We start from the raw sequence: 18,919 nt of genomic DNA on the forward strand, positions 1-18,919 counted from the left end.
AATGACAATCAGGCTTTTTAAATACAGCGCGTCGGGAAATCCAAAGCGCATTGATTCCCTGTTTATTAATGTCTGACTTCGACGTTTAATACTTTCCCCAGACCTAAAAATTTATTGGCAATGACTAACATGGTCGCAGTGACGGCAATATAAATAACCGACAGGGCTGCCAGCGTCGGGTCCGCAAATTCACGCACGTAGTTATACATCGCCACCGGTAACGTCTGTGTTGCCTGAGTCGTAATAAACAGCGAGGCGGTAAATTCGTTAAAAGAGAGGATCGCGGCAAACAGCCAGCCGCCAAACAGCCCCGGCAAAATCAGCGGCACCGTGATGGTCCATACCACACGCAGCGGCGAGGCACCGAGACTGGCCGCAGCCAGTTCAATGCGCTGTTCAAGGTTTTTTAGCGACACATACACACTGCGCAGCACAAACGGCAATACCAGCACGATGTGGCAGAAAATCACCAGCGGATAGCCGCGTCCGAGGTTAAGTTGCGACACCAGCATCAGCAGGCCCAGACCAATGGTGAAGTGCGGGATAAACAGCGGCGACAGCAGGATCCCTTCCAGTACCTGTTTGCACGGGAACGAATAGCGTTCGATGGCTATCGCCAGCGTGGCACCGATGATCACCGCCAGCGACGATGCCCAGGCGGTGACAATCAGCCCGGAAAAGAAGCCGTGACGAAAATCGTCGTAGCTCACCGCACGCTCGAACCAGCGCAGCGACCACCCTTTCGGCGGGAAAAACAACACGGAGGTGCTGCTGAACGAGGAGATGAATACCACGATCGTCGGCAGCATCACAAAGATCAGAATAGCGGCGACCAGCAGGCGGCCCGCCAGCGTCGTCAGTTTATCGCTCATCGAACGGGTCATATCAGTGCTCCCCCATCGCGTTCAGGAATCGGGTCATGCGTTTCAGCGCCAGCAGCAGCAGAACGGTCAGGATTAACCCGGCGATGCTAAGTGCGGCGGCAAACGGGAAGTTCATCGACGAGAAACCCAGTTGATAAACCATGGTTGCCACGGTGCTGACGCGTCCGCCGCCAATAAGTTGCGGGGTGGCGAAGGCGCTGAAGGTCCAGGCAAAAGCGGTCGTCAGGCTGGCGATAATGCCGGGAACCGACAGAGGGATCGTCACGGTCAGCAAGGTGCTGATCGGGCCTGCGCCGAGGCTGGCGGCGGCTTTCTCGTAATCCGGGTTGATGTGCGATAACGCGGTCGCCAGCATAAGCACCATGATTGGCATGGTGACGTGTACCAGCGCCAGCACCACCCCCGTTTGGGTAAACATAAACTGAACAGGCGTTGAGATAATGCCTGTCGCCAGCAGCAGGCTATTCAGGAAGCCGCTGTTACCCAGCACGATAATCCATGAATAGGTGCGCACCACTTCGCCGAGAAACAGTGGCGTAATCGCGATAATCAAAATCGTCGATTTGATCCACGTCGTGCGGGTACGCACCAGCGCATACGCCAGGGGATAGCTCATCAACAGGCCAAAAATAGCGGTTTTGGCGCTCAGCATGACCGTGTTAATAAAGGCATCGGCATAGATGCTTTTGAACAGGGCAGTAAAGTTCGCCAGGGTAAATCCGCCCACGTCGAGCGAACCGGGAATATAGGCGCGCACGCTAAACTGCATGACCGCAAACATCGCGATAACCAGTCCGATGGCGGTAAGCGTGGCGGGAATAATGAACCAGGGTAAAAATGTCGGTTTTCTCGTCATAGACGTTGCTGCCTGCGTAAAGGGTTGGGGCGACCCGTAAGCCGCCCGGTAGATCAATGAGACATGATGTTTTCAGAGAACCACTGGCGCCACTCCGCGGTTTTCTCGGCACGCAGTTGCGGATCGGTGTTGATAGTGGCGTTCCACTGCTCAGGGGTGGTCAACATGCCCGGCAGTTTCGCCAGCTCAGGATCGATATGGGCATTGGTGACCGTTGGACTGCCGTGGTAAATCTTTGCCACCTGCTGCTGAATTTCAGGCTTCAGGGCGATATTCATGAACTTATACGCAAGATCGGCATGTTTGGTGCCTTTGTTGATACCCAGGGTATCGACGCCCAAAATCGCCCCCTCTTTCGGTATCACCAGTTTGACGTCCACCCCTTCGGCCATCATGTTGTAGGCGTTCATCGACAGCATGACCTGTACCGGCGTTTCGCCGGTGGAGATCAGTTGCTGGCTGTTAGCATCGTCGGTATAGAAGGATTTGATATTCGGGATCAGCGCTTTCATCTTCGCCTGTCCCTGCTGCCAGTGCGCCGCATCGCTGCCGGAGAGTTTGGCGGAAACCGCAATGATATGGCTCGGGTCCCAGTCCGGCAGCGCCAGCATCCCCTTCAGCTCAGGCTTCCACAGATCGTTCCAGCTCTCAAAGGTGGTGCCCTTTGGCACCAGATCCGGACGATAGCCGATGGTGTAAACGTAGCCCCATACGCCGAGGTGATAAGGGCTGACTTTCGCCTGCTCCACCAGATTCGCGGCATTCGGGAGTTTGCTCATATCGAGTTTTTCAAACAGGCCCGAGTTGGCATACAGATAGCCCACGTGCGCCGTGGTAAAAGTCACATCGGTTTCAGGTGAACCGCCTGCCAGCTTCGCTTTGTTGAGACGATCGATGGTGCCGCCCGTGACAAACTGCACTTCTACGCCGGTTTCTTTGGTGAACTCTTTAGCGATGGTCTCATCAATCAGATCTTTAAAACCGCCGCCCCAGGTGCTGACGATCAGCTTGTCAGCCGCCAGCGCATTGCCTGCACTGAGTACGCTCGTGGTCAACAACGTTAAGGCACAAATCTTACGCAACATATTCTCATCCCCATGCATGAAATGGCTGTTGTAGCAATCTGAAACCCGGTGCGCCCAAACGGTGCAAACGGTGTTCCCTGGTGTGAAATCGATAATGCCGTGGTCGGGTGATGGCGTAAAACAGGCTTTTCCTCGTCGTTGCATCAGGATTTCTGATGCTAAAAAAGGCGCTGCGTTGCAACGGATTTTCTTAACCCGTGGTAAGGCATAAACAAAGAGAAACCACACTCCAGGCAGGGGATTATGCTGTTATTTGGCTTTTGGCATGATAAATGCAGGATAATTCGCACTATTAGAATGACTGGCGCGACATGATTGCGTCAGCGATCTCGGGAGAACCTGCATGCTCAGTCGCATCACCCAGCGTCAGCTGGAATATTTTGTCGCCTCCGGGGAGGCTGGCAGCATTATTGGCGCATCGGAACGTATCCACGTCTCCTCGCCGTCGATTTCTGCGGCCATCACCCATATCGAATCTGAACTGGGCGTACAGCTTTTTGTCCGTCATCACGCCCAGGGGGTGTCGCTGACCGCCATCGGTCATCAGGTTCTGAAGGAGGCAAAGCTCATTCTGGAGCAGATGTTGAACCTCTATACTATTGCGTCAGAATCGATGAACAATGTGCGCGGCCCGCTGCGGGTGGGCTGTCTGGACACGCTGGCCCCGATGCTGACGCCGGAACTGGTGTTCGGCTTTGGCCGCGCGTTTCCCGGCGTGCGCATTACGCTGGTGGAAGGCAATCATGAACAGTTGCTGAAACAGTTGCGCACCGCCGATATCGACATCGCCCTGACCTACGATTTAGTCCCGGCCAGTGACATTGCCTTCACCTCGCTGGCGCAGTTGCCGCCGTATGTGATGGTGGGGGAACATCATCCGCTGGCGACGCATCCGGCGGTGTCGATTCAGGATCTGGCGGCGATGCCGATGGTATTGCTCGATATGCCGTGGAGCCGGGAGTATTTCCTTGGACTGTTTAGCGAGGCGGGCGTTACGCCGAATGTGGTGATGCGCTCCGGCAATATGGAAGTGGTGCGGGCGATGGTAGCAAACGGCGTGGGGTTCGGTATCGCTAACGTGCGGCCGAAAGCGCATCTCTCCCAGGATGGCAAACGTCTGATCCGCGTGCGGCTGGCGGGCATCAACCGGCCGATGCGGCTCGGTTACGCTACTGTAGCCCATACGCAGCACTCAATGGTGGTGAATGCCTTCGCCGAGCGCTGCCGCATGTTTATCTCCGACCAGTATATTCCCGGTATGGCCGCACCGAGCTATTTCGATCCGCAGGTGGTGCGGGTGGCGTAACGCAGGCGCGCGTTAATACCCCCGCGCCGGGAACACCTGGTGGGTCACCGGTTCCCCGCGTGCGGCGCGCTGAATGTTTTCGGCGACCTGCTGCGCGGCGCTGGCAGGCAGGGCAACCGACGCCAGATGCGGGGTGATCAGCACGTTGTCCAGTTGCCACAGCGGATCGTGCGGCGGCAGCGGTTCGCGGTCAAACACGTCGAGCGTCGCTTCAGCTATCTGTCCCGAACGCAACGCTGTCGTCAGCGCCGCCTGATCGACAATCGCCCCGCGCGACACATTAATAAACGCGGCACCCTGCGGGAGGTGCGCCAGCCGCTCTGCACTGAGCAGGCCGCTGGTCTGTGGCGTCAGAGGCAGCATTACCACCAGAATGTCGCTCTGGCTGAGAAAATCATTCAGCGATCCCAGTCCGCTGCTACAGCGAATATCTGCAATTTCTTTTTGCGAACGCGACCAGCCGCGCACGTCAAAGCCCTGCCGCGCCAGTTCCCGCGCCGCATACGCGCCCAGCTCGCCCAAGCCCAGTACCCCGACACGAATGCCGGAGGGAGGGCGCGGATGCAGATAATGCCAGCGCTGTTCACGCTGCGCGCGCTCGAATGCCGGGATATCGCGCGCATAGCGCAGCACGGCAAACAGCACATAACTGGCCATCATACGGGCCATATCTGGATCGGACAGGCGAACAATCGGGATCTCCGGCAGATCGTCGCGCCCCACCAGTGAATCAACGCCCGCGCCGAGATTCACCAGTAGCCTGAGATGACGGTAAGGTGCGAAGAAACCCTGTGGCGGTTTCCATGCCAGCGCATAGTGCACGTCATCAGGGTCTTGCACCGTTTCGGCGCGGCAAATCGTCACGTCAGGCAGATGCGGTGCAAGTAAGGCCGACCATTCTTCGAAGCTGTCGAATTCGCTGTAAAACACTAATGTACTCATACGGCACGCGTCCCCAGCAGGTTGACCACCGCATCGATCGCCAGTTCGTAACCGATCACGCCCAGTCCGGCAATCACCCCAGTGGCCGCTTTCGAGACCATGGAGTGATGACGGAACGGCTCGCGTTTCCAGATGTTGCTCATATGCGCTTCAATGATTGGGCCATCAAACATCAGCAATGCATCCAGAATGGGTACTGAACTGTAGGTCAGGCCCGCCGCGTTGATAATCAATCCCGCAGCGCTCTGACGCGCTTCCTGGATCCAGTCGACCAGTACGCCCTCGTGGTTGCTCTGGCGGAACTGCAACGTCATCCCGTGGGATTCAGCACGTTGCCGACAGCGCTCGCCAATGCTGGCAAAACTGTCGCTACCGTAAGTGCCGTTTTTATCCAGCCCGTATAAATTGGCGTTCGGCCCGTTGAGAAAATAGATCTGCTGTGACATATATCCTCCTGATTAAAGTTGCGGGCGGGTCGCGGCCATGGCCGGATGCGCATCGAAGACGGCGAACCAGGCGGCGGTCAGCGGATGGCTGGCGCGCCAGTTGAGTCCGGCAAAGCGGAAGTCGAGATAGCCGAGCGCGCAACCGATGGCAATGAGGCCAATATCCTCGGGCCGATCGCTAAAATCGCTGACCTGACTTTCAATGTCCGCCAGCGCGGCGGCGACTTTTTTCAGCTGCGCGTCCGCCCAGTCCTGCCACTGCTTCTCAGGCGGACGGGCGCTGAACTCGTAGCGCGCCAGTAATGCCGCATCGATTAACCCATCCCCCAGCGCCTGCCGTGCCAGACTTCGCCAGCGCGCCTCCCCTTTCTGCGGGAATAAATCGCCCTGTGCACGCGCGTTGAGGTATTCGCAAATCACCCGGCTGTCATAAAGACAGATCCCGCTTTCGGTGCGCAGCGCCGGTACTTTTGCCAGCGGATTAAACGTGGCGATACGGTCGTCGCGCATCACAGGATGCGCGGCGGAATCCAGTCGTTCTATTTCATCAGCCAGCCCCAGCACTGTCGCGCACACCATGACTTTGCGCACATACGCGGAGGTGGAAGCAAAGAAGAGCTGCATCATGAGGCCACCTGTAGGAGCACTTTGCCGATGTTGGCGTTGGCTTCCAGGATACGATGCGCGTCTGCGGCTTGTGCTAACGGTAGCGTTTGATACAGAGTCGGCGCGATTTTACCGGCGGCGATCAGCGGTAAAAGATGTTTGCTGATGCACTGCGCCAGTCGCATTTTCTCGCTTGCGCTTTTCGGGCGCAGCGTGGAAGAGGTCAGGCTCAGCCCCTTACGCATCACCAGTTGCAGATCGAGTTCAATCTTCGCCCCCTGCATAAAGGAAAGACTGACATGCCGACCACCCGGCGCTAACACGCTCAGGTTGCGCGCCACGTAATCGCCCCCGACGTTATCCAGCACCACATCCACGCCGCGTCCCTGGGTTTCATCAACAATAACCGCAACGAAATCTTCGCTATGACGGTTGATGGCACGCCAGACGCCGAGCTGGCGCAGCGCCGCTACCTTCTCCGCGCCGCCCGCCGTCGCCACCACCCGCGCCCCGCACGCCTGCGCGCATTGAATGGCAAAGGTCCCCACGCCGCTGGCCGCACCGTGGATCAGCACGGTTTCCCCCGGTTGCAAACGCCCCAGTTCAAACAGGTTATGCCACACGGTAAATGCCGCTTCCGGCACGCCCGCCGCCTGCGCGAGCGGCAGATTTTGCGGCACGGTTAAACAGAGATCGGCGCGAGCCACGCAGTAGTCGGCATAACCGCCGCCGTTGAGCAGCGCCATCACCGGGGTACCGACGGCGGGATAATCAACACCCGCGCCCAGCGCCGCCACGGTGCCGGACACTTCCAGCCCCAGCACATCGGTTATTCCCGGCGGCAACGGCATACCGTTACGCTGGAGGAGATCGGGACGGTTCACGCCCGCGCTGGCGACGCGGATCAGCACCTCACCCGCGCCAGGCTGCGGCACCTTCCGCTGCACGAGTTCTAACACCTCAGGGCCGCCCGGCTGGCGCGCAATTATTGCATTCATCATTTCAGGTATCATCGGCGCTTATTCCTGTTTCGCGGCGCTAAACGCGCACACGCCTTCGTCATCAACATTGACGCCGACCAGGCTGCCGACGGGCCAGCGGGTCAGCGAATTCAGGCCGGACTGGCGGGCAAACAGCGTGGCGCTGCCAAGCGCTGGGGCATCAAGATGCACATCGACATGATCGCCCTGAAAGACGTGAGCGATCACCGTGGCGCTGAACAGCGAATGCGGGCTAAGCGGTGCCAGCTGAATGTTTTCCGGCCGCACGTAGACGTCAAGGCGCTCGCCAATGGTGGCCTGTACGCGTTCTGCGGGCAGACGCAGCGCATTGCCGCCCACCTCCAGCATTGCCGCGCCGTCGCGTCCGGCGTAGCGCCCCGGCAGAATGTTCACATCGCCCACAAAGCCCGCCACGAACGGGTCCTGCGGATGCCGATAAATCGCATCCGGCGTACCGATCTGCCGGACATGCCCTGCCGACATCACCACTACGCGATCGCTCATGCTCAGCGCTTCTCCCTGATCGTGCGTCACGAACACGGTGGTGACGCCGAGCTTGCGCTGAATGGCTTTCAACTCAACCTGCATCGACAGGCGCAGGTTTTTATCCAGCGCAGAGAACGGTTCATCCAGCAGCAGCACTTTGGGGCGGATCACCAGCGCACGCGCCAGCGCCACGCGCTGTTGCTGCCCCCCGGACAGTTCGCGTGGCTTGCGATGGCCGTAACCGGCAAGCTTCACCAGTGCCAGCGCCTGCTCAACGCGTTCGGCGATCTCGGCTTTTGGCACACCGCGCATCCGCAGGCCGTAGCCCACGTTTTTCTCGACCGTCATATGCGGGAACAGGGCGTAGTTCTGAAATACAATGCCGATTTCACGCTGCCAGGGCGGGATATCCGTCACCAGATCGCCATCAATGAAGATCTCGCCGCCGTCTGCTTCAGCGAAACCCGCCATCAGATTCAGCAGCGTGGTCTTGCCGCAGCCTGAGGGTCCGAGCAGCGTAATAAATTCCCCTTCCGCAATCGTCAGGGAAATTTTGTGTAAGGCGATGGCGTCGCCAAAGCGTTTCAGTACGCCATCAAGCCTTACGGCAATGTTCGCGTTGTTCACGGCCGGATGCAGCGTTTCGGGCTGCGGGAATGTGGTGACTTCTGCACTTACCATGGGATCTCCAGAAACGGGCTATCAAATGCTTGCCACCAGCATACGGCGTAAGTGCGCATCACGCGGTTAGTGCTTCCTGAAGCTGGCGTTTGGAAAAGGGAAAGCAGAGCGAAAAGGTGATGTCTTGCGGACGGAGGGCGGCCCTGGGCGCGCCCTGTGGTAATTTCTGTTGCGATCGTTTCACGCTTTTTGACACATCCATGCGGCGAGTCGGCGCAGAAGGGCATCGCAGGCGTCCAACTGTTCGACAGTAATAAATTCATCGGGTTTGTGGCCCTGCGCCATACTGCCCGGCCCACATATCACGCTGGGAATGCCAGCCTGATGGAATAATCCGCCTTCCGTCCCGAATGCAACGGTGCTGTAGTCCTCAGAACCGGTAAGATGGGCAAGCAGCCGCGCGGCGGCGCTGTGTGCCGCGGTGTATAAAGCGGGATAACCGCTGATGGGAGAAAAGCGGATCGCGGTATCGCGATTGACAGCGTGCATCTGCGGCAGTAGCTCGCGCTGCGCGTAGCGTTCCAGTTCCAGCGCCACCGCCTGCGCGTCATCCTGCGGCAGCGTGCGCACCTCAAAGTCAAACACACAGTCGGCTGGCACGATATTCAGCGCACGACCGCCCTGGATCACACCGGTTTGTACCGTGGTAAAGGGCGGGTCAAAACGCGCATCCTGCCGTTCCGGCGCAGTCAGCCGTTGCCCCATCAGCGTAAGATGGTGGATAAGCTTCGCGGCATATTCGATGGCATTAACGCCCTGCGGCGCATAAGCCGAATGACAGGCCGCGCCCTGCACTTCACAGCGAACGGCAAGCTTGCCCTTGTGGCCAACCACCGGCTTTAATTCGGTGGGTTCGCCAATCAGGCAGATATCGGGCTTTTCCGGGCGACGGGACAGCGCGTCCAGCAAGGTACGCACGCCAAGGCATCCCACTTCTTCATCATACGAAATCGCCAGATGTAGCGGTTGTGCCAGCGGCTGCGCAAGAAAATGCGGCACCGCCGCCAGTACGCAGGCGATAAAGCCTTTCATGTCTGCGGTGCCGCGGCCGTACAGTTTGCCGTCGCGCTCAGTCAGGGCAAAGGGGGGCACGCTCCAGTTCTGCCCGTCAACCGGCACTACATCGCTGTGGCCGGACAGCATAACGCCGCCGCTCCCTGCCGGGCCGAGCCGCGCATAAAGATTGGCTTTGCTGCGCTCGTCGTTGTGAATAAGCTCGCAGTTGACGCCGAGTTCACTTAAGTAGCCCCGGACAAAATCAATCAGCGCCAGGTTAGATTCGCGGCTGGTGGTATCAAATGCCACCAGGTGCTCCAGCAGTTCGCGACTGGTCATTATCAGCTCTCCTTGCAGTTATTCGTCGCCCGGCACGCCGTAACCCGGCGCGCTGCGGGGATCGAGCGCTCGGGTTATATAGTCCTGCATCTGCGGTTTATAGGCTTGCCAGAGCTGGTTGAGTTCATCAATGGGATCGGCGTCAGTCCAGTCGACGCGCAAATCAACCACCGGCCAGACCGGAGAATCCACAATCGACAGCGCCGCCGAATGCACCGGCCCCGCCTCCCCGCCAACTTTCAGACCCGCCTGCATCGCGGCAATGAGCCTGTCGGCAAGATGCCCTGAATGTTGTTCGAAGGCGTTCACCATCGCGGTAATAACCTGCGGACTCGCCAGCATATTGCCCGCCGCCACGCAGTTTTCTCCGGACAGCGCGTTGTGGACGCCCAGCGTCTTCTCGCCGCTGTAGAACGCGCTTTGGCCGTCGGGCGTCATCACGGTGACCTGCCGGTAGATGCAATAGTCATCCGTATCCAGCCCACCCTTCAGCGCAGTTTCGGCACGGTCGCCCTGCTGCAAGCGATCAAGAATGCGTGCCCCCAGCGCCGGTAAGGTGATGTTTTGGGTTGATACCGCGCCGACCTTGCTGCGCAGCCAGGGACAGCGCGCACCCACCGCGATGCTGGAAGAGCTGATAGCGATACCCATCTGCCCGGTGTGCGCACAGCGTCCGATAATCGAAAATGTCATGATTTATACTCCTGCCGGCGGCTGCCATTCGTCCGGGATCACGGCGATAACATCAATTTCCATCAGCCACTGCGGCTGTCCCAGCCCGGAGATGACCAGCCCGGTGGAGATCGGAAACACGCCCTTCAGCCACTTGCCAACGACCTGATAAACCGGCTCACGGTAGCGGGGATCGATGATATAGGTGGTGGTTTTAACGATGTGTGACAGATCGCTGCCCGCCTCTTCCAGCAGCTGTTTAACGTTCTTCATCGCCTGCTCTGCCTGCGCAGCCGGATCGCCAAGCCCCACCAGGTTGCCGTCGAAGTCGGTGCCAATCTGACCACGAACGTAAACGGTATTGCCTGCACGAACCGCCTGGCAAAGATCGTTATCCAGCGACTGATTCGGGTAGGTTTCTTTGGTGTTAAATTTGCGAATGCGGGTGTGTGTGCTCATGTCTGCCTGCCAGGATAATGGATTCCCCGCAAGGTATACCTTCTCAGGCGCGGCAAACAAAACAGCATAATCTGAGGCGTTAGTTTAGAAAATGCGAATACCTGCGGCTGCGCGTTAACTATAACGATCAGGCCCTTTATCTTCCTGCCATAAAGGGCCGGTTATTATGCACCTTGCCCATTGAGAAGCATCAGTGAGACCGGGTAAGGCGCGATAAAAAACATCGTTGCCGCATTACATTTAAGAAACAGGACGGCGACGCAACATAAATTATTCCTTAAGCGTTGCGCCTTTGCTGGCAATCACCTCTTTATACCAGTAAAAACTCTTCTTACGGCTACGGTTTAACGTCCCGTTGCCATTATCATCGCGATCAACATAGATAAAGCCGTAGCGTTTAGAAAGCTCGGCTTTTGACGCGCTGACCAGATCGATCGGCCCCCAACAGGTATACCCCATCATTTCAACGCCATCTTCAATGGCCTCGCGGACCTGAACTAAATGATCGTTAAGATAACTGATGCGGTAATCATCCTGGATACTGCCGTCTGCGTTGACGTGATCTTTCGCGCCAAGCCCATTTTCCACAATAAACAGGGGCTTCTGATAACGGTCCCAAAGCTCGTTTAGTAAGGTACGCAAACCAATGGGGTCAATTTGCCACCCCCACTCCGAACTGGCCAGATGTGGATTAGGCACCATACTTAAAATATTGCCGCGCGCTTGCTTGTTATGTTCTTCGTCCGTAGTTACACAGCCGGTCATGTAATAGCTAAATGACACAAAATCAACGGTGGATTTCAGCGCCTCCAAATCTTCAGGCGTAATATCAAGCTCAATCCCCTTATCGCGGAACAGACGACGCATATAGCCAGGATAAACGCCGCGACACTGCACGTCGCCAAAGAACTGCCAGCTATGATTCTCCTGTAGCGCCCTGAAAACGTCCTCCGGTTTACAGGTCAGTGGATACACCAGACCGCCCAGTAGCATGTTCCCTATCTTCGCATCAGGGATGATCTCATGACAGGCTTTCACCGCCAGTGCGCTGGCAACCAGTTGATGATGGATGGCCTGGTATACCTGCGCCTTGCTACTGGTCTCAGGCAGGCCGACACCCGTCATCGGCGCGTGGAGCGACATATTGATTTCGTTGAACGTCAGCCACAATTTTACTTTGTGTTGATAACGGTTGAAGACCGTGCGCGCATAGCGTTCAAAGCAGGAAATAACCTTTCGGTTGCCCCAGCCGCCGTACTGTTTCACCAGCCCCCACGGCATTTCATAGTGTGAGAGTGTCACCAGCGGAGTAATGTGGTGGCTGGCCAGTTCGTCAAACAGACGGTCATAAAATGCCAGCCCCGCGTCGTTAGGCTGTTGTTCGTCGCCCTGAGGAAAAATGCGCGTCCAGGCGATAGAGACACGCAGACAACTGAAACCCATTTCGGCAAACAGCTCAATATCCTGCGGATAACGATGATAAAAATCGATTGCCACGTCTTTTATCCCGCTGTCGCCCGCCACGCGCTCGACGACCTCGCCAAATACCCCTTTCGGCTGTACATCGGAAGTGGAAAGCCCTTTACCGTCGGCAAGGTATGCGCCTTCCACCTGATTTGCAGCGAGCGCCCCGCCCCATAAGAAATTCTCCGGAAACGTTTTCATTGTGTTCTCCTGTTAATCACGACTTACGGTTAATAGTGGCATGCCCGCGTCAACGGCAGTGCCAGCGACTGTCGTCACCCCGTGATAGCTGTCGCTATTGCTGATAATAATTGGCGTGGCCAGATCGTATCCAGCGGCCAGTATGGCCTGACGATCGAATTCAAGCAGTACATCGCCCGCCTGAACCTTATCGCCGACGTTGACGTGCGCAATGAAAGGTTCGCCATTCAATTTCACGGTATCAATACCCACGTGGATAAGCAGTTCGATACCGCTCTCGCTCAGCAGACCAATGGCGTGCCGGGTCTGGAAAAGTGAGGCGACTTCCCCGGCAAAAGGCGCAATGACGGTTGTGCCAGAGGGAATAATGGCGACACCTTCACCCAGCAGGCCGCTGGCAAAGGTGCGATCCGGCACCTGATCGAGGGCCAGCACCGTGCCGCTCATGGGCGCATAAATTTCATTTTCCCCGACAACGAGTTTTACCGTCGACGAGCCGGTTACCGCGCGCGCAGGCATACCTGCTACCAGCGTAAGGATGAAACTCAACACCATGGCAACCAGCGTCCCCAGGATCCCTCCCCAGAGTGTAGCGTCCACCCCACCCGGCGGGATCATCTGTGCAAGGGTGAAAATGTTGGCAAAACCAAATGAATACACATGGCTGTTACTGAATCCGACAATCGCGCCGCCCACGGCCCCTGCTATGCAACCAAAAATGAAAGGACGTCGCAGCGGCAGGTTAACCCCATACACTGCCGGTTCAGTAATACCGAAAATACCGGCTGTTGCAGAGGATCCCGCCAGCACTTTCTGACGCGGATCGCGGGTACGCAGGAATACGCCGAACGCTGCCCCGACTTGCCCCATCACCGCCGGGAGTAACATGGGCACCATTGAGTCTTGCCCAAGCACGGACAAGTTGTTAATCATCAACGGCACCAGCCCCCAGTGCAGACCAAAAATGACGCACACCTGCCAGACCGCGCCCATTGCAGCCCCCGCCAGCCATGGCGCTACGCCATAAATAATCTGGTAGCCTCCCGCCAGTAGCTGACTCAACCAGGTTGCGACCGGGCCAATGGCCAGGAACGTTAATGGCACCGTGACGGCAAGGCAAATGAGCGGCGTAAAGAAATTTTTCACGGATGACGGAAGGTATTTATTCCCCTGTTTTTCCAGCCAGCAGCTTACCCAGGCGGCAAGAATGACGGGAATAACTGAGGCGCTGTAATTAAACCAGGTCACCGGGATAGTCAGAAAAGCATCTACCGTCGCGCCGGGAAGCTGACTGGCCTCAAAGCTTTGGAGCATCAACGGATGCGTTAATGCTCCACCAATGACCATAGTGATAAAGGGGTTGCCGCCAAATTTTTTTCCTGCGGTGTAGCCCAGCACCATCGGGAAGAAAAAGAACAGCGCGTCGCTTGCCGCAAACCAGATTTTATAAGTGCCGCTGTCGATGGTCAGCCAGTGACAGACTACCGCGAGCGCTAATAACCCTTTCAGGATCCCAGACGCAGCCAGAATGCCGATAAAAGGGGTGAAAATACCAGACACAATATCGATCAGCCGCCCGAGAAGATTAGGTTTATCTCCCTGCTCCTCGCCCGCAGTCGGCGTATCCTCCGTCAGGCCAGCCTCATTGCGCACCGCTTGCCAGACATCGCTCACATGGTTGCCAATCACGACCTGAAACTGTCCGCCGCTTTCCACTACCATAATTACATCCTGGTTAGCTTTTAGGCTCTCAGCATCCGCTTTTTTATTATCTTTCAGTCTGAAGCGTAACCGGGTGGCACAGTGAACAAGGCTGACAATGTTCTCGCGTCCTCCCACATGGCTGAGGATATCCTTCGCCAGAGTTTGGTATTTCATATTGTTTTCCTTACGTTGATACCCATCGGTATCCCATTAACCAGGTAATAAAAATAAAAAAACCCGAGAACAACTCGATAACGAGCTGCGCTCAGGTTTTGCCTGCTGGATGCAGTAACAATCCTTTTTTAAACAGATTGTGGAGAGGGTTAACGCCTCTCTTTTCTCACCCGCTCAATATGAATGGCGAGGAACATAATTTCTTCCGTTGTGAGTTCACGCTGGTACGTTAACAACAGATGTCGGGATATTTTTTCAGCGCATTTCCATGCTTTTGCATAATTCTCTTTGACGGCGCTATGCAGTGACACATCATCATCAGGCACCACCGCGCGAGTGAGCATGCGTTGAGCAAAAAACTTCAGGTGCGTCACAAAACGCTGGTAACTCAGTGACTCTTCATTATATTCAAGCTGGAACTGATATTTAACCAACTGAAGGATCTCCTGCATCACCCGGGTCACGTGCAGCACCTCAGGCATTTCGCTATTAAGCTGCGCAGTGACCAGATGCAGAGCAATGAATCCCGCTTCATCTTCAGGTAATTCCACATGAAGTCTTTTTGCGATGATCGCGCGTGCCTGCTGGCCTAATTCAAACTCTCTGGGATAAAGACGTTTAATTTCCCAGAGCAACACATTCTTAATGGCCATACCTTTTTTATGCCGCTCAATGGCAAACCAGCAGTGATCGGTAAGGGTGATATACAAACTCTCCTGCAATTTTCCCAGACGCTGCGCTGCCAGTCGGATAATACAATCGCAGGTCGTCATTACCTCCAGCGGGATCTGGCTAAGCAGCTCCCCGAGGTGGCGCGCCATTTCGCCATTTTGCAGAGAAAAAACTTTTTCAATTTTCGTTTCATCAACATCGTCGCCGGGGCGTTTCTGAAAGGCTAACCCTCGCCCCATGACAACCTGTTCTCGCTGCTGCTCATCAAGAACAACGACGACATTATTATTAAGAACTCTGGCGATTTTCATCATGGTCCCAAAATACGGCCAGCCAGAAATGCTGGATCCGTAATGTTATCCTCAACGGTAGTAGTGCCTTTTCATTTCACGCCGAATTTTCCCTGGCGGCGTTCCAGCATTCAGCAAGGATAATAATGTTTTCATTTTGGGCACGACATGAAATAAATGGCTGGCAAATCCATCGCATAAATAATTTTTATTTGGTCTGCCATCACTGGAAAGTTCAAAACGATGTTTAGGGCATCCCCCGTTGCAGACTGGACGTACCATGCAATTGAGACAATCTTTACTGATACCTGTTTTTTTGTTCTGCCCAAAAGCAATATTTTGTGGCGTGTTCACCAGCGTCAGTAAATCGTCCTCGTTAAGATTACCCAGTTTGTTTTCCGGATAAACAAAATGATCGCACGAATAGACGTCCCCATTGGCCTCAACGATGAGATTACTGCCGCAGGTTTCATTAATAACGCAGGCGCTAAGGTTGCCGCACATTTTTGCCAGCGTCTGCTCGAAGTTCATCACAAACACCTCGCCAATATCATGCTGAATCCAGTGGTCGAAAATCTGGTTCATAAAGCGTCCCCAGGCTTTCGCCGGTACCGACCAGTCCGTGACGCGGCACTGCCCTGAAAAATCGGGCTGGATCAACGTCAGACCGTGGCTATCCGGTTCTGCCGCCGCTCGTTCAACCAGCGGAATAAATTGCATATAACGGCTGCCAATCCTTTTGAGGAAATTATAAACATCTAATGGGCGCTTGACGTTTTCCGCATTTACAACGGTAAGCGTGTTAAATTCAACTTTACGACGTTTTAACGCCTCCAGTCCGCTCATCACGGCATCGAATGTACTTTTGCCCGATCGAGTCAGACGATAAGCATCATTGCTGATGCGGTCGCCATCTATGGACAGGCCGACGAGGAAATTGTTTTCTTTAAGGAAGCACGCCCATTCATCGTCGATATTTGTGCCATTGGTTTGAAAATAATTATTAATATGCTTAAAACCCCGATACTGATTTTGTAGCCTGACAGCTTCACGAAAGTAGTCCAGCCCCATCAATGTTGGCTCGCCGCCCTGCCAGAGAAAATCTACGACATCGTTATTCTGCGCCTGAATGTTTTTCCGCACGTAGTTTTCCAGTGTCGTGGCATCCATTTTCCAGCGGCTTTTGCGCTCCGGATAAAGATGCTCCTTTTCCAGGTAGAAGCAATAGGTGCAGTCAAGGTTGCATACGGAACCTGACGGTTTCGCCATTAACTGAAAATTGGTTATTTTCTGGCCCATTATTTACCTCTTCGCGATAACACTCTGCTGTCTGGTGTGCTCATTACCGTTATGCCCCGTTATCTGGATAAGGGTAATTGCTGTACCGCGCTCTCTTTCCAGCCATAGCGCACCGCTTTAGTAAATAGCGTACTGGCCTCCTGCGGAACCGCTATAGCTCCGGTATACAGTTCCCAGTTTTTACCATCGAAGCTATAACCAATCGAAGCGCCGTCGGTCCGGTTAGCGATATACACCTTTTGCGTCAGGGGATTACGTTCCATGACGGGAGGAAGGGTGACCCGAGTCTGGCCGCTGGCATCCTGCAAATCTTTAACCAGCTGATCTTCGGCAATGATGCCTGTATCATTGGTTTCACTGCGCCACTGCTCCAGCTTTTGACGATACAGCGCGATTCTGGATCTGGAAGCGGATTCACCTGCCATATTATGTAGCTGCCACGGATCCTTTTGTAAGTCGTAAAGTTCTTCAGCCGGTTTTGGGGCAAACCACTGTTCCTGTTCGGCAGTAAGTGTGCCCTGCTTATGTGCCGTAGCCAGCGTGCGGGTTGTTTCCAGTACATCACGGAAAGCGATATTCGCGCCATTCGGCGTTTTATCAATATTTTGCACGTACTGGAAATTTCTGTCACGAACGTAATATGACCGCAAATAGATATCATCCATGCGTCCCCGGGACGAAAAAATATACTGTCGGGTTGGCGGATTATCTGCTGACAGATTTATACCTTTCATATAGAAAGGGACCGCCGTTCGGCTAAAACCCAGAATGGTGGGAGCCAGATCCTCAAAAGAAACGAGTTTGTCGTCTTTCTCACCTGCGGCTTTCCAGCCCACCGGACGGTATTTTTCCGGAACATAAATAATTAACGGAACATGTGTTCCGGAATCATATCCTTCCCGTTTGTGCCGGGGTAACCCGTCGCCATTATCAGCAGCAAAAATAACAATCGTATTTTCCCAGAGCTTATCTTTTTTAAGCCGGTTGATGATATTACCTACCTGCTGATCCATGACATTGATATTTTTATAAAACAGCGCCAGCTCATTGCGCACTTTCGCTGTATCCTGCCAGTAAGGATCGATTTTCAGTTTAGCCGAATCAATATCAGGCAAAGTATAATGTGAACGTAACTTATCCCATAACGCAGGGAGTTCTTTAAACGCAGGTTCAATTTCAGCCACATTCTCAGCCGTAAATATGCCTGACTCATGAGTGATTTGTGGATTAAGATTGATAAAAAAAGGCTTCCCTTTTAAATCATAATTTTCCCAGGCAGCCGGCACCATCAGGTCGTCAAGACTGGCATAAGAACCATGCGCGGTCCAGATAGAAAAAGGGCCGACATCCGCATGTCCATCGCTAAACTGGTAATCAGTTTTTGTATCGTTATAGGTGAAATAACCGTTCGCCCGCATCAGTTCCGGGTAAGCCTTGACATAAGACGGCGGTACGCCCTGATATTGATGGGTATAGGTAGAGGTTCTCATATGAAGCAGGCCGGTCGCCTGCGGCGGCATGCCGGTAATTAGCCCGGCGCGGGAAGGCGCACAGACGCCCGCCATGGTGAAAGCATGGGTAAACACAACGGACTCATTGGCCAGCGCATCAATATTTGGCGTAATGGCGTTGGGATCGCCATAAGTGCCCAGCCGGGAGTTCATGTCTTCAGCCAGAATTAACACAATGTTAGGACGCTGGCTTTGGACCTGAGCGCTAAAATCGGCTGCCAGGGTCTGCTGTGTCATCACCATGGCCATTACACAGGGGGCCAGAATTTTTTTCATTATTTTAGTCCTTCCTGATAAAGCCCAAAAAAAAACCAGATAAACCTCTCATCAAAAACATTGAAGGTTTATCTGGTTTTGCTCGCATGAAAATGCAGTAACAATCCAACTTGCTGCGAGATTAACATGCAGATTTTCCTTAACAACATCATATCGTGTAAAATGTGATATTGATCGCGTTAATGGATGACTTATAAGTCATTATGACCAACCTGATTAGATTATTTAATAATGCGTTACTTCACAGACTGGTCATTATCGTTAAAAAGATCTTGCATCCCGAATCTGATAGTTTTATAAGGACAGCAGATTAAGGATTGTGACTGCCTGAGGCAGGCAAAACCTAAATCGAGAAAGGTAATCAGGCCTTTTTCGATTTAGGTTTTTTTTTGCCTCAAAACCTGACAACTGTAAAAGGAGAAAAGTTATCGCACTATTAATCGCTAACTTATTAGGATTTTGTCTTTTGGGTAGTTAAGCAAGACAAAACGCACATAATTAAATCACGCTCAGAAATTGATTTCCCCTGACTATTTCTGTAGCGCACTATCGTGTTCATAATTGTTGAC

General features: G+C 54.4%; 17 protein-coding genes. 1 reads left to right on the forward strand and 16 read right to left on the reverse strand.

Annotation, left to right across the window (positions count from 1 at the left end; translation table 11 throughout):
• Positions 1-65 precede the first annotated feature (65 nt).
• Genes ACMGGS_RS00870 through ACMGGS_RS00880 form a run of 3 tightly spaced genes read right to left on the reverse strand, consistent with a single transcriptional unit; the run spans position 66 to position 2,825 of the window.
• Positions 66-884: an ABC transporter permease gene (locus ACMGGS_RS00870; RefSeq protein ID WP_176919330.1), complete on the reverse strand. Its 819-nt coding sequence runs from the start codon at positions 882-884 to the stop codon at positions 66-68.
• Between the two features lies 1 nt (position 885).
• The gene (locus ACMGGS_RS00875) at positions 886-1,740 is read right to left on the reverse strand and encodes an ABC transporter permease (protein WP_414164655.1); all 855 of its coding nucleotides are present in this window, start codon (positions 1,738-1,740) and stop codon (positions 886-888) included.
• 53 nt (positions 1,741-1,793) lie between these two features.
• Positions 1,794-2,825, reverse strand: a complete 1,032-nt coding sequence (locus ACMGGS_RS00880; RefSeq protein ID WP_414164656.1) for a polyamine ABC transporter substrate-binding protein — start codon at positions 2,823-2,825, stop codon at positions 1,794-1,796.
• Positions 2,826-3,168: 343 nt separating this feature from the next.
• Here ACMGGS_RS00880 and ACMGGS_RS00885 point away from each other — a divergent pair, with 343 nt between their 5' ends.
• The gene (locus ACMGGS_RS00885) at positions 3,169-4,131 is read left to right on the forward strand and encodes a LysR substrate-binding domain-containing protein (protein ID WP_414164657.1); all 963 of its coding nucleotides are present in this window, start codon (positions 3,169-3,171) and stop codon (positions 4,129-4,131) included.
• Between the two features lie 12 nt (positions 4,132-4,143).
• On the opposite strand, the gene ACMGGS_RS00890 is transcribed toward ACMGGS_RS00885, so the two are convergent.
• From ACMGGS_RS00890 to ACMGGS_RS00950, 13 genes are all read right to left on the reverse strand, one after another.
• Positions 4,144-5,073, reverse strand: coding sequence for a 2-hydroxyacid dehydrogenase (locus ACMGGS_RS00890; RefSeq protein WP_414164658.1), 930 nt, complete (start codon positions 5,071-5,073; stop codon positions 4,144-4,146).
• On the reverse strand, positions 5,070-5,519 hold the full coding sequence (locus tag ACMGGS_RS00895) for a type II 3-dehydroquinate dehydratase (RefSeq protein ID WP_176919334.1): 450 nt from the start codon (positions 5,517-5,519) through the stop codon (positions 5,070-5,072). Before ACMGGS_RS00895 ends, ACMGGS_RS00890 begins: the two co-directional genes overlap by 4 nt.
• A gap of 12 nt (positions 5,520-5,531) precedes the next feature.
• On the reverse strand, positions 5,532-6,146 hold the full coding sequence (locus ACMGGS_RS00900) for a glutathione S-transferase N-terminal domain-containing protein (protein ID WP_414164659.1): 615 nt from the start codon (positions 6,144-6,146) through the stop codon (positions 5,532-5,534).
• Positions 6,143-7,126 carry an NAD(P)H-quinone oxidoreductase gene (locus ACMGGS_RS00905; RefSeq protein ID WP_414164660.1) on the reverse strand — a complete coding sequence of 328 codons (984 nt, stop codon included), beginning with the start codon at positions 7,124-7,126 and terminating at the stop codon, positions 6,143-6,145. Before ACMGGS_RS00905 ends, ACMGGS_RS00900 begins: the two co-directional genes overlap by 4 nt.
• An 18-nt stretch (positions 7,127-7,144) precedes the next feature.
• Positions 7,145-8,293 (reverse strand): ABC transporter ATP-binding protein, encoded by a 1,149-nt coding sequence (locus ACMGGS_RS00910; RefSeq protein ID WP_414164661.1) that lies wholly within the window; start codon positions 8,291-8,293, stop codon positions 7,145-7,147.
• Between the two features lie 180 nt (positions 8,294-8,473).
• Positions 8,474-9,628: an acetylornithine deacetylase gene (gene argE, locus ACMGGS_RS00915; RefSeq protein WP_414164662.1), complete on the reverse strand. Its 1,155-nt coding sequence runs from the start codon at positions 9,626-9,628 to the stop codon at positions 8,474-8,476.
• 18 nt (positions 9,629-9,646) lie between these two features.
• Positions 9,647-10,321 (reverse strand): DUF1028 domain-containing protein, encoded by a 675-nt coding sequence (locus ACMGGS_RS00920; protein ID WP_414164663.1) that lies wholly within the window; start codon positions 10,319-10,321, stop codon positions 9,647-9,649.
• A gap of 3 nt (positions 10,322-10,324) precedes the next feature.
• Entirely contained in the window at positions 10,325-10,759 is a 435-nt protein-coding gene (locus tag ACMGGS_RS00925; protein ID WP_276158494.1) for a RidA family protein, read from the reverse strand.
• 270 nt (positions 10,760-11,029) lie between these two features.
• Entirely contained in the window at positions 11,030-12,424 is a 1,395-nt protein-coding gene (locus ACMGGS_RS00930) for a glycoside hydrolase family 1 protein (RefSeq protein ID WP_414164664.1), read from the reverse strand.
• A 12-nt stretch (positions 12,425-12,436) separates the two neighbouring features.
• Positions 12,437-14,302, reverse strand: coding sequence for a PTS beta-glucoside transporter subunit IIABC (bglF, locus tag ACMGGS_RS00935; RefSeq protein ID WP_414164665.1), 1,866 nt, complete (start codon positions 14,300-14,302; stop codon positions 12,437-12,439).
• A gap of 149 nt (positions 14,303-14,451) precedes the next feature.
• Positions 14,452-15,285, reverse strand: a complete 834-nt coding sequence (gene licT, locus ACMGGS_RS00940; protein ID WP_414166175.1) for a BglG family transcription antiterminator LicT — start codon at positions 15,283-15,285, stop codon at positions 14,452-14,454.
• A 51-nt stretch (positions 15,286-15,336) separates the two neighbouring features.
• Positions 15,337-16,563, reverse strand: coding sequence for an anaerobic sulfatase maturase (locus ACMGGS_RS00945; protein ID WP_414164666.1), 1,227 nt, complete (start codon positions 16,561-16,563; stop codon positions 15,337-15,339).
• A gap of 59 nt (positions 16,564-16,622) precedes the next feature.
• Positions 16,623-18,350: a sulfatase-like hydrolase/transferase gene (locus tag ACMGGS_RS00950; RefSeq protein WP_414164667.1), complete on the reverse strand. Its 1,728-nt coding sequence runs from the start codon at positions 18,348-18,350 to the stop codon at positions 16,623-16,625.
• Positions 18,351-18,919: the final 569 nt, after the last annotated feature.

This window comes from Superficieibacter sp. BNK-5, assembly GCF_047456055.1.
Taxonomy (GTDB): Bacteria; Pseudomonadota; Gammaproteobacteria; order Enterobacterales; family Enterobacteriaceae; genus Superficieibacter.